This is a genomic window from Streptomyces sp. NPDC056835 (assembly GCF_042789485.1).
GTDB lineage: Bacteria > Actinomycetota > Actinomycetes > Streptomycetales > Streptomycetaceae > Streptomyces.
The window spans coordinates 60,417-71,976 of sequence record NZ_JBHUBB010000042.1 but is presented as its reverse complement, the minus strand read 5'-3'; the positions used below and the strand labels follow the sequence as shown (position 1 = coordinate 71,976).

At 63.9% G+C, this 11,560-nt stretch carries 12 protein-coding genes; 5 read left to right on the top strand and 7 right to left on the bottom strand.

Annotated features, from left to right (window positions below; translation table 11 throughout):
• Window positions 1–346 precede the first annotated feature (346 nt).
• Window positions 347–655: a hypothetical protein gene (locus tag ACFRMN_RS34150; protein WP_383027233.1), complete on the bottom strand. Its 309-nt coding sequence runs from the start codon at window positions 653–655 to the stop codon at window positions 347–349.
• Window positions 656–816: 161 nt separating this feature from the next.
• Here ACFRMN_RS34150 and ACFRMN_RS34145 point away from each other — a divergent pair, with 161 nt between their 5' ends.
• Together ACFRMN_RS34145 and ACFRMN_RS34140 are read left to right on the top strand one after the other, a co-directional pair.
• A complete protein-coding gene (locus tag ACFRMN_RS34145; RefSeq protein WP_383027231.1) occupies window positions 817–1,080 on the top strand; it encodes a GntR family transcriptional regulator in 264 nt (87 codons plus the stop codon).
• 210 nt (window positions 1,081–1,290) lie between these two features.
• Window positions 1,291–1,695 (top strand): hypothetical protein, encoded by a 405-nt coding sequence (locus tag ACFRMN_RS34140; protein ID WP_383027229.1) that lies wholly within the window; start codon window positions 1,291–1,293, stop codon window positions 1,693–1,695.
• Window positions 1,696–1,698: 3 nt separating this feature from the next.
• On the opposite strand, the gene ACFRMN_RS34135 is transcribed toward ACFRMN_RS34140, so the two are convergent.
• Window positions 1,699–2,271 carry a hypothetical protein gene (locus ACFRMN_RS34135; protein ID WP_383027227.1) on the bottom strand — a complete coding sequence of 191 codons (573 nt, stop codon included), beginning with the start codon at window positions 2,269–2,271 and terminating at the stop codon, window positions 1,699–1,701.
• Window positions 2,272–3,265: 994 nt separating this feature from the next.
• Window positions 3,266–3,805 (bottom strand): hypothetical protein, encoded by a 540-nt coding sequence (locus tag ACFRMN_RS34130; RefSeq protein ID WP_383027225.1) that lies wholly within the window; start codon window positions 3,803–3,805, stop codon window positions 3,266–3,268.
• A gap of 140 nt (window positions 3,806–3,945) precedes the next feature.
• On the opposite strand from ACFRMN_RS34130, the gene ACFRMN_RS34125 reads away from it, so the two are divergent.
• Window positions 3,946–5,280: a tetratricopeptide repeat protein gene (locus tag ACFRMN_RS34125; protein ID WP_383027223.1), complete on the top strand. Its 1,335-nt coding sequence runs from the start codon at window positions 3,946–3,948 to the stop codon at window positions 5,278–5,280.
• Window positions 5,281–6,055: 775 nt separating this feature from the next.
• Here the strand turns inward: ACFRMN_RS34125 and ACFRMN_RS34120 are convergent.
• From ACFRMN_RS34120 to ACFRMN_RS34105, 4 genes are all read right to left on the bottom strand, one after another.
• Window positions 6,056–6,553: a hypothetical protein gene (locus ACFRMN_RS34120; RefSeq protein WP_383027221.1), complete on the bottom strand. Its 498-nt coding sequence runs from the start codon at window positions 6,551–6,553 to the stop codon at window positions 6,056–6,058.
• Between the two features lie 2 nt (window positions 6,554–6,555).
• Window positions 6,556–6,792 (bottom strand): hypothetical protein, encoded by a 237-nt coding sequence (locus tag ACFRMN_RS34115; protein ID WP_383027219.1) that lies wholly within the window; start codon window positions 6,790–6,792, stop codon window positions 6,556–6,558.
• A gap of 97 nt (window positions 6,793–6,889) precedes the next feature.
• Window positions 6,890–7,204, bottom strand: coding sequence for a hypothetical protein (locus tag ACFRMN_RS34110; protein ID WP_383027217.1), 315 nt, complete (start codon window positions 7,202–7,204; stop codon window positions 6,890–6,892).
• A 313-nt stretch (window positions 7,205–7,517) separates the two neighbouring features.
• Window positions 7,518–9,266: a recombinase family protein gene (locus tag ACFRMN_RS34105; protein WP_383027215.1), complete on the bottom strand. Its 1,749-nt coding sequence runs from the start codon at window positions 9,264–9,266 to the stop codon at window positions 7,518–7,520.
• 192 nt (window positions 9,267–9,458) lie between these two features.
• On the opposite strand from ACFRMN_RS34105, the gene ACFRMN_RS34100 reads away from it, so the two are divergent.
• The gene (locus tag ACFRMN_RS34100; protein ID WP_383027237.1) at window positions 9,459–10,424 is read left to right on the top strand and encodes an aldo/keto reductase; all 966 of its coding nucleotides are present in this window, start codon (window positions 9,459–9,461) and stop codon (window positions 10,422–10,424) included.
• Window positions 10,425–10,960: 536 nt separating this feature from the next.
• On the top strand, window positions 10,961–11,527 hold the full coding sequence (locus tag ACFRMN_RS34095; protein ID WP_383027213.1) for a dihydrofolate reductase family protein: 567 nt from the start codon (window positions 10,961–10,963) through the stop codon (window positions 11,525–11,527).
• The last annotated feature ends 33 nt before the right edge of the window (window positions 11,528–11,560 follow it).

Below are 11,560 nucleotides of genomic sequence, written 5' to 3'. Positions count from 1 at the left end.
CTTCTTACGCCCCCGGTTGACCGTCCGGTCCCGGATCTCGAAGTCCATCGCATCCCCTGAGCTGGGGTGTTGCGAGGACCACTAGAACTCAAGTTGAGCCGCACGGGGCGTTTTGCTGTCTGCGTGCGCGTCTACGGGTTGCGCACGACGTCTTCGGGGGTTGGGCCCGCGCCGAGCGCTACGGCGTGGTTCGGGCATGCGTAGAGGGTGAATCCGGGGCCGCTTGGGCTCTCGATGTACCGGACCTGAACGGGCGCGTACGTCCACCGTCGGCAACGGCAGCAGCGTGCGCCGGTCGGGGCGGGGCTCGGTTCGGCGGTGAGTGCGGCTATCTGTTCGTCGCGGGTCACGCGGCCACCCCCGTACGGCGCACGACGGAGCCGAGCGGCATCGTCGGATAGTCGTAGTCCACGCCGAGCGCGGCGAACTCGGCCGCATAGACCCGTTCCCGCTGTAGCTCGGGCAGTTCTCGGGTGCGCTCGTCTTTGAAGATGGCTCGCACGTCCGTTGATGACGGTGCAGTCCACGGGCGGGACCAGGGAGACACGGGCGCGGGCTCGGGGGTGGGCGGGGTGGCCGTTCCGCCGTGGTGTCCTCGGGCGGGCAGCACCAGGCGCAGCACCCACACCAGGGCTTGGGCGATAAGATCACGCATGTCGTTTCAGCTCTCACTAGCTGTTCGGCGGAGCCCCGAGGAACCGATTAGGCCCGGTTCTTCGGGGCGTCTTCATTGCGACCGTAGAACAACTCCTCTACCCACGTCTAGATACGTATGGATACGGCCACTCGCACGTCCCGTTGTCTACGGTTCTCCTCATGAGTCCGACGATTGACTACGACGCTCCGACACCGCCGTATCAGCAGATCGCTGCGGAGGTCATTCGGGACATCAAGGCAGGCGTCCTTGCGGTGGATCGCCCGATCCCCTCCGAGTCAGCTCTCATCCAGCGTTGGGGTGTGGCGCGGGACACGGCGCGGCGTGCGGTGCGACATCTACGAGAACTCGGGTACGTCTACACCGTGCCCCAACGGGGAACCTACGTTGCGGAGCGCGGTGAGGACGAGCGCCAGGCCGACTAGCGGACCCCGCCCACGCGTCATGGGGTGATGCGTGGGCGGGGGCGTAGGGGAGCATCCCGGCAAGGTTGCTTCGCTCCCTCATCCTCTGAGGCGCGCTCTCAATGGCCGCATCAGAGGGCCGTGCACCCGTTCCGGACGACTCGACCTGTCCAGGGTTGTTCCGACCGGAACGGGCATCCGTGGGTGCCTTTTTGGGCATAGGCTCGCTTCGTGGCTGAGCCCTTTGTGAATGATGACGTGCTGCACCTTGCCTGTGGTATCTGCCCCTCGCGCCGGCTGCCGGTCGGGGAATTCGATGTGTGGGTACGCCCTACAAGGGATTGCCCGTTCAATCCTGCGGACGGCTACCGGTACGCGCCGGACGGGACACCGGTTTGCGTGCATCCGGATAGGGTCGGGCTGCCGGTTGCCCGTTACAAGAGCGAGAAGGCACCGCTGACCGTTGAAGTGCATTTGCCGCCCGACCCTTCCGAACTCGTTTCGTACTTGCATGACTTGCTTTACGGCGCTGCCCCCGTCCTTCTCGACGGGCTTATTTCACAAGCGACAGCGGAGATCCGGCGACAGTTCCCGGATCTTGATCCACTTACCGTGCTGCGCCGTGCGATGAGCTAGCGACTACGCAGCAGCGAAGTCGAACGAGTGCGCCTTGCCGGATCGGAGGAATCCCGCCGCCGCATATTTGGCGTCCAGGATTTCCAGTCGGCGGTTTGCTTCGGTGTGGCCGACCCAATAGCGGTTGTTGGGCTCGCCCCACGCGGCCACGTACGCCTTATGGGTGTAGTCGCCGGGCGCGTACTCGTGGTGCTCCTTGTCGGTCTGGTGGATGACCGAAATGCGGACGCGCTCGGCGATGCGGGCGAGAAGCTGCGGTTGAGCGATCATCGCGTGCATCATCTCGTCCACCGGAACGGCGACCGGGATTTCCGTCATGTCCTCGTCCTGGCCGCCCAGCTCGTACACGGCGGCCTTGAGGGAAAGGGCACGTAGTCCCTCCGTGAGAAGCGGTCGCTTGTCGGCGTCCAAGTCCCAATTGGCGATGACGGGGAAGCCGGTGAAGCAGGTCCACGCTTCGTCGTACTTGAGCGCGGCTGCCGCGAAGGCGCTGAACTCCGGGTCGGCCTCAATGGCCGACATGATCTCTTTCGCTCGCTCCGCCACCTGCTCGGGGACGGGAAGGGTTGCACTCATTTCTGTGTTCTCCCTCGGTTGCGTGCTTTTTCTGACCCGCTCGGCTGTCGCTGTCCTTCTTTCACGGCCGGGCGGGAGTCTTGGGGGGTATTAACCTCGTTCCGCTTTCCGCCCTGGTGGACGAATAGGAATTCTCCAGGTGGCGAACGTGTCGCGAATAAAGAGATAGGCAATACCGTAATCACGTTGCAGTTGAACGAGTGTGGCGCCACCGTCATACCGGGCAGTCACGGTTGATCGATCGGCTAGAAAAGCTTGCCGAGCCGCTTCGCATTCCACCTTGGAGCGCCTTTTGTGCCTTGTTCGGCGAGTTCCCCAAGTGTCGATCAATGCGCGGAGCCAGAGAACATTGACCTCGTATTCACGGGCAATTGCAGCGGTGCTCTCGCCCGCCTCGATATCGGCCCGCTTTCTGCGCATCCTGCTTCCTGTTCTCCACCTGGTAACGATTGCGCTTTCAGGGAAGGTCAAGACATTCACAGCAATTCACATTGCGTAGCCATCGAGTGAGACTCGCATCGTTTTTACCAGCTCCGCACAGCGGCGGGAGCAACGTGAACGAATCGCGCGGCCCCGGAACATCCTCAACCCCGAGTTTATGAACGGTCATCACGTCGCCTCCGACCGTGCCCGGTACCCACTTCGATGCTGCGCTCACAATGTGCCCTTCAACTGGATTTTATGAAGTTTCCCTATCGCTCGGAGCCTGCGTATGTCGTAGTTTCCAGCCGGGGAAAGGCGTTTGTAATGGACGCGCCACCGATATCCGGTAGGCCGTGCGAGATTGACGTAATTGCGGTCGGTGTCAGCCACCACACCCACCATGTCGGCGTCGCGGTCCACCAGGATGTGACCCCTTTGGATTTGATCCACGGACGTAAACACGGTGACGGTTCGCGTTTCTCGTGGTCGATTCGCCTTGGGGTTATGGGCTCTCACTAGCTGCGCTCCATCATCGATGCGTCGTCGCTCGGTCGTCGGCGACCCACCCTGGTCACAGGAAGGGGGCGAGCCAGCCCGACCGACGGGCCTTCCTGTGGCTCGTGCGACCAGGGCGGGCGTGTGTGTGCTGTCCGCCAGATGCGGGCAGCTCGGCAAGGGGCTGAGGCGTCCGGACGATGGGCCAGACAATGAAGGTGAAGCGACACCCGCTGTCTGACATGACCACCGATAGCGGAGCACCCTCCGCGAGTTGGTCCCGCGCGGCTTGGTGCTCTCGGGGGTCGCTGATCCAGTCACGCAACTCCGTGGGGCAGTCGGGCGTAGGTACGGGGTCCACACGCATCCACGCCATCACCCACGCCGAGTGCGCGGGGTCGGGGTCGAGCCGGTCCGCGATGCGCTCGGCCTCACTGCGGAGCCATCGGAGCGCGAGTTTCGGCGAGATGGTGCTAAAGGTGCCCAGCACGAACCCGACTGTTTCGCGCGTGCCGAACACCTCGCCTTCCGCGAGGACTTCGCACCAGTAGGCCGCCGGCATTGCGGCGTTGGACAACTCAGGGTCACCCACGGCCGTTCGTGCGTGCGCCTTCATGTCCGGGCCTCCTTGCGGTGTCATCCCTTGCGGTGGTCGGTGCTCGCACTAGGCAACCGTCCGACCACGCACAGCGGTACCGTTGGGAAGCGGGCAAGAGTTAAGAGCGTTAAGCGGCCAGAGCGCGGGAGTTGGGGCCAGTGACGACACGACAGCCGAACGCCGGACTTGAGCGGCTGTACCGCGAGAGCGGGTGGACCCTGCGGCAGTTCGCCCAGGAGGTCAACCGCATCGGAACCGAACGCGGAACCCCTCTCAAGTACCAACAGCCTTCAGTGCACCAGTGGTTGAGTGGCCACCTGCCGAAGGAAACTGTCCGACCGCTGATTCTCGAAGCGCTCGCCCGCAGGTTGCACCGACCAGTGACGCACAGTGAGGCAGGCTTTCCACTGGCTTCCAAAGATCAGCAACCCGACCACCCCAGTACGGTGGAAGGGTTGTTAGATCTGGGGAGGCAAGACATGGACCCGTCCCGTCGTTCCGTTCTCGGTGCGGGGCTATTCTCCGTGGCACTCACCATTCCGGGATGGCCAGATGTGGTAGGTCGTATGGAGGCCATGAGGGACGACCCGTTGCGCCGCATCGGACAATCAGAGGTGCAGGCCGTAACGGCAATGACCGATCGCCTGTCAGACCTTGACGACGAATTCGGCGGACGCTATGCGCGCCCCATGGCCGCCGCCTTTCTCGTCAACACAGTTGCCCCCTATTTGAAGGCAGGCGCATCAAGCGAAACTCGCAAATCCATGATGTCGGCTGCTTCCTTTCTATGCTACCTGACTGGATGGATGGCAGTAGATGAGGGTGCACACGGTCGAGCACAGCAATATTACGTAAAGAGTCTAGAACTTGCGGGCGCAAGCGGCGACCACATGACTTACTGCCATGTCCTACGTGGCATGTCGGTACAAGCCGCAAATCTCGGTCACGGTACACCAGCGGTACGGCTTGCAAATGCTGCCGCAGAAGCATCGCCCGAGTCCAGCCCCCGAATGCGCGCATTTATGGCAGGTCAGCAAGCCCACTCGTACGCTCTGGCCGGTGAAAAGACAAACGCACTCAACAGTCTGCGCGAGGCGGAACGCGCCGTGAATCAGGCAGAAAGCCAGCTCGGAACGTTCGGCGGTTTCAGCTCTGCGACGTTGGCGTATTCCACGGCAGAAGTGCGGCACGCTTTGGGTGACACGAAAGGAAGCATCGAATCCCTTCACGATCACTTCCGCCTCAGGGATTCCACGGACATGCAGCGAAGTAAGCTGATCTTTAGCTCCCTGCTCGCCGAAAGGCAACTCGAAGTCGGCCACCTAGAGGCAGCGTGCGCTACCTGGAATGCAGTCCTGGATGAGTATCCAGCTATCCATTCGGGACGAATTGACGGGCAGGTGGCTAGAATCACATCCCTGCTCTCAGCTTATCAACTGAATTCGATTGCGCGGCAAACCTCCGAGCGCTCTCGTGAACTCTGCGCAAAATGAAAAGATCCCCGCACTCGCTGCCCTGGTACGGGTGGCGAGTACGGGGAATCTGTAGAATTGCGGGACTCCACCAAAACGGCTTAATGAGCCACGCGAGTTTTTAGCCTCCCTGCCGTGCAATCTCAGGAGGGGAAGGGGGCACCCGCCCTGGTCAGAACGGCGGACGCTCGCCCGATTCACGACGGGAACGCGCTTCCGCAGCAAACCCACCAGGCTGTTTGCGTGCGGTCTCGCGGTTATGGCACGACGTACACAACGGACGCAGATGCTTCGCGGCATCCGGATTTGCGGCGCCCTGTGCGAGTAACTGCTTTCGCGACAGCGGGAAATGGTCTGCCACCGACGCGCCACGACCGCACAGGACACACCACGGGTTCGCGTACAGGTACGCGCGGCGGATACGCGGCCACAAGCGCCCGTACGCGCTCGTCCCTGGTGTCACACGCTGCGCGGTCGCTTCCCGCTCATGGGCCACACAGCGGCCACCCGAGGTCAGCTCGGGGCACCCGGGGACCGAGCAAGGGGGGCGGGGCTTACGGGGCATGGGGGCCGTTCGGTGGAATGACCGGAGGGTCAATCGGAGTTCCGTCCGGGTGGTGGGGAGTAAGGTCTATAACCGTGAGCCGGCCATCGTGCCTAATCCGCTGAATACCTCTCGGCATCACGGTTTCTGAATTCGTTGTCTTATCAGCCCATGCGGGCCGCCCGTGTTCATCGCGGGGGAAGTACGGGTAATCGCCGTCCGGCCCGGGGTCGAGTGCGTCAACCGCCATCATCAATCCTTACTGTCCAGGAACTCATCTCGCGCCTTCTGTAGTTCACGAGAAAACACGGCAGCATTCTCCTGCGCCTTCTTCTCGGCATGGGATTCGATCTCGTTGAGGATGGCTACCTCATAATAGCGCTGTTCGGGAACTGTGGCCGTTTCGCGCAATGCCCTCTGTGCGCGCTGCGCCTCATCGAGTACGTGCCTGCGCTTGTGGCGGGCCGCACGGAATTCGACATAGGCGGCGAACCAGGGTTCAGCCGTCAGCGCCTCGAAGAACCGCGTATGAGCGTCGTCGCCCGAGTGTGCTGCCTCGTTGGCTCGGTCCTGCCAGGTGTCGGCGAAATCGCGGTCATAAACCGCCCCGCGCTCCGCCCTGCGGGCCGCTTCGGTTTCCTGCGCTGCTTCCAACTGTGCCTGTGCGTCAGCGAGTGGAACAGACAGCTTTTCCGCCTGCGCTCTGAGCTTGGCAACGCGCTCCGCAGCCTTTTCGATGTCCGTCGTCATAATCAGTTGCTCTCCTTCGTCACATCGATGCCGTGTGCGGCAGCGTTCTTCTTGTCGTTCTCGTAGTAGCCGAGGCTGATTCGGACCGTGGGGCCCATCCGCTCGAAGACGTCGGGGTTCGCGTCGCGGAGAGCGGCGAACTGTTCCATGCGCTCATCCCTCCTGAATGCTTCCGCGCGCATCCGGTCCTTGTCGGGAAAGTCGTCCAGGAAAGCGACTCGGCCGAGAGTGCCACTCATGTTTTCTTCCTTGCTGTGTGTTCGGGCATGAAAAAGCCCCTGCGTGCATCACGTCAGGGGACGAACAGCATTCAGGACAGTGCCTATTGCGGGAGTGTCAGTTCTGCGTCGGCGCAATCGCCGAGGACTTCAGCAGCGCCCGCGCGGCAATCTGCGTGGCCCGGTACACGTCCGTACGGCATTCCGCCGAACAGAAGCGGGGCGGGCGCCCTCGGCCCGCGTAGGACAGTTCGTTGGAACAGTCGGGGTGTACGCAGAGTCCGGAAGGCGTTTCTTCCGTGCGCTGTCTTACTTCGGCGACAAGGCCGAGCGTCAGGCGAGCGGCATCCTGGTTCCCGTCCAACGCCTCTTGCGCAGCTCTCTCGGCTTGGCGAAGTAGCGCGCACACCTCAATGTGTCGTTTGGTATCCATCGTTCCTCGCTGGTACATGGTGAGGAGTGGGAGCCATCTGACTTCCCCTTCATTATTTACGGGAGAGCGGTGGTTTCCTGTCTTGCTGCGGGACGAGCCGGCGAGCGGTAGCCGCAAGGTGCTGCGATGACGAACAGAGCCCTGGTCTCTCTTCTCTCTTGGTTTTTCTAGTTGTCCCCAAAAAACCGGTAGAACCGTCACTCCACCACCTTTCATCTCTGTCGGTATCTCCCTGTACGGCCGCCTCCGGGCAGCAGACAGCCCCGGCGGTTCGTTGGGGCCAACCGGAGCTGACTCGGGCCCTACAGGGCGCTCACGCGGCGACGGGCACCCGTTCGGTTGCTGCGGGAGCAATCAGACGCACACTCGCGCCCGGGGTCGGGGAGTCTCCGCGCACTTCGGATTCAAGTTCGGTCGCCTCTCCCGCAAGGGCTTCTGCGGCGGGGTCCAGCTCTCCGCGCATGTGGAAGTCCACGCGCCGAGTGTCCAGCTTCCGCCATCCGCCACGGACACCGCGCCGGACGTCCAGCCGCACCCCCGCTTCAACGAGCATCGCTCGTCGGCCCGCCGTGTCCTTCTCTGCCCACTCGTCCGCGAACGTGCGCCCGGTCGGGGTCACGACGCGTTGCGGCTCGACCTTTTCGCGGGACTCCAGCTCGGCTATGCGGCTGTCCAACGCGTCCGCCCGTTCCTGCCACGCGTTCGCCGCGTGCTTGGACTTCTGGCGTCCCTTCTGCTGCTGGTGCTCCTCGAACTCCGCGAGGGTGGCGCGTAGTTCGGGCTCGGGGTCGTACCCGGGAATCTCGACAACGTGCGTCGTCTGGACGGAGCCGACCAGCCGCAGGAACTCGGCGGTCACATGCTCGTCTGCCCAGTCACCACGAATGTTCGCGGGCGCTTCACAGTTGTCCCCCCGCGCGTGGTAGTTGCACTTGTAGACAGGGGCTTGATTCTTCTTGCTCTCCTGCTTGTTCAAGTACATACGACCCCCGCACGAGTCGCAGTGGATCACGCGCAACAGAAGCGCGTCGGTGTCCTTCCGGTCCCCGTGCTCGATGCTGCGGGAGTCGAGCAGCGCCCCGATACGGTCGAACTCCTCACGCGTCATGATCGGCGTTTCGCTCGCCATGATCGGGTTGCCCTCGGCGTCGCGTACGGGCTTGCCCTTGTGCATCTTCCAGCCGAGCAGCGTTTCGTTACGCAGCATCCGAGCAATGACGGTGGGGGTCCACTTGAACACTGAGCGCACGACGTGCGACCCCTTGGCCCCGCCGGTCTTCCCGCCCTTTTCGCGCTTCATCTTCACGGCCCAGTGATCGCGCGGGCTCGGAACCTGGTCCGCATTGAGCCCGAGGGCAACCGCCGAAACGGTCTTGCCTTCCAGCAATTCGCGCACGATCCGTTCAATGACCTTGACCGCGTCGGGGTCCGGTACGAGCGTCCATCCGATCCCGCCGTGTTCCTTGGGCATCGGGGCGGGCATGTAGCCGTACGGGGGGCGACCCCCACCGCGCCACCGAAGGGGCATCTTCCGCATGGCTGCCATGGCGCCGGTAACGCGGTCTTTGATGCTCTGCGACTCGACCTGTGCGGCGAAGGCAAGCATGAGCATCATGAGTTCGCTCATGGGGTCCATGGGGTTGCGGAAGTCGAACACCAGCCGACCCCCGCCGATGCCCTCGGCAAAGACCAACATCTTTCGGTGCTGCTTCGCCCACTTGGCGAGTTCGTGCATGTGCGCCATGGACCGGATGGCGCGGTCAAAGCGCCACCACACCAGCGCGTCAAAGTCATCGGGGCGCGCGAGCCACCCGCCGAGCTGCGGACGGTCGAACGGGCCGAACGCGGACGCGCTCACGTCAAGGTCTACAGCCTCGCGGAGCTGGTCACCCTCGCCAAAGTCGATGCCGAGTGCTGCCGCTGCTATGTCGTCGGCCTCGCGCTGCCGCTCGGGGCTGGTGGTCTCGTCAGTGAGGACGGACAGGCGTACGCACCGGACACCCCGCAGGGTCTCGGTTTCGAACACCGTGCCCGCGAGAGGGTTTCGGGGTGTACTGGTCATACCCCCCGGGGAGAGCGAAGGTTTCCCGTTACCGTCCCTGACCAGCGTTGATGCCACCATGCCCGCACTCCAGAACCGCTAGAACGGAGTGTTGGGAGACCCGGAAGGCAACGAATTCTGTGTGGAACGCAGCGCCGCCGAACGAGCGGCCTGACCTACCCATCCCGATCAACCATGACGTGGAGGAAGACTGTGCGCTACCGCGAGCTGGGACGCAGTGGACTGTCGGTGTCCGAGATCGGATACGGGGCCTGGGGCATCGGCGAGTCCGGCTGGGTGGGCGCCACGGAGGACGAGTCCGTACGCGCCCTGCACCGCGCCATCGATCAGGGCGTGAACTTCATCGACACCGCGCGCGGCTACGGCGAGAGCGAACGGATCGTGGGCCAGGTGATCCGCGAGCGGGCCGGTGACCAGGTGTACGTGGCGACCAAAGTGCCCCCGAAGAACCGCATCTGGCCCGCCCCCGACGGGCTGGACCCCGCGGAGACCTTCCCCGGCACCCATATCCGCGAAAGCCTGGAGACCAGCCTGCGCGTCAGCGGCCTGGACCACTTCGACGTACTGCAGTTCCATGTCTGGAGCGACGAATGGGTCGGCCGCGGCGACTGGCTGGAGGCCATCGCCGAACTGAAGCAGCAGGGGAAGATCCGTCTGTTCGGCGTATCCATCAATGACCATCAGCCCGACAACGCCCTCGCCCTGGTCCGCAGTGGCGTGGTGGACACCGTGCAGGTCATCTACAACATCTTCGACCAGGCCCCGGCCGACGCCTTGCTTCCCGCCTGCCAGGAACACGGAGTCGGTGTGATCGTCCGGGTGGCCCTCGACGAGGGAGGCCTGACAGGGCGTATCACGGCCGGCACCACTTTCCCCGACGGCGACTTCCGCCGCCGCTACTTCCGCGACGACCGTCCCGCCCACATCGAGCAGCACGTCAACGCGATCACTACTGAGCTGGGCATCGCCCCCGACGAGATCGCGGAAACCGCACTGCGGTACGTGCTCAGCGCACCGGCCGTCTCCACCGTCATCCCCGGCATGCGCACCGTACGCAACGTGGAGCGCAACACCGCCGTGAGCGACGGACGCCCGCTGACCTCCGACCAACTCACCGTGCTCGCCAAGCACCGCTGGCAGCGCAACTTCTACGCCTGACCCCTGACGGACGCGGCCCCGGCCGGGCAGTCGCCCACGGCGGGGCCGCGCGACGCGAGCACAAGCGGTGAAGCGGGCGATGGAGCAGGAGAGGCTCCGCAAGAACGTCCGGCCCGCCGAAGGCCCGCCACACGGCGTGGATTTGGACAACCGCGTCGCGCGAATTCACCTCCGGAAGGAGAACGAGGGTGACTCAACCTCTTGATCCGATCCCGACGATCGAAGCGAACGCAGACGACCAGAGGCCGGTCAGCGAGAAACCCATCGTGTGGGGTCTCGCCGCTCGTGACATGTCGATCTTGCGTGACCTGGGCGTTCTTGGCTGTCTCACAGCCTTGTCACCCATGATCAGTCTCAAATCCGTGGCATTTCCTCGCGAGGGCGAGGTCGAGATCAGGCGGCTTGCCCGTGTCGGCCGAGTACACCACGCTGAGCCCCGAGCACGAGGACTGCCGGCGAGCCCAGATCGCGCACCGATGAGTTTCCCGCGCCGCGCTGGTCTATACGCCGGACACCCACGGATGGAAGGCTGGGCCATGCGGAAACTGATCTACGGCATGAACCTGACCCTGGACGGCTACATCGCCGCGGTCGGCGACGACATCGGCTGGAGCGGACCGCCGAGCCACGAGCTGTTCCAGTGGTGGCTCGACCACGAGCAGGCGAGTGGCCTGTCGCTGTACGGGCGCAAGCTATGGGAGGCGATGAGCTCCTACTGGCCGACCGGCGACCAGCAGCCCAACGCCACCCCGGCGGAGATCCAGTTCGCGCGGAACTGGCGGGACACGCCGAAGGTGGTGTTCTCCTCGACGATCGACAAGGTCGACTGGAACACCCGCCTGGTCACCGGCGACGCGATCGCCGAGATCACCCGGCTCAAGGCCGAGGACGGCGGCCCCATGAACATCGGCGGCGCAACGCTTGCCGGGGCGGCCATGCGCGCCGGGCTGATCGACGAGTACGTGATCGCCACCCATCCGGTCCTGGTTGGCGACGGCACGCCGTTCTTCACCGCGCTGGACAGCTGGGCGAACCTGAACCTGGTGGAGACGCGGACGTTTCCCGGCGGCGTGGTCCTGACCAGGTACGAGACGAGGCGCTGAGCAGCTTCCCGCTGTCTCACGGCTTGGATGGGT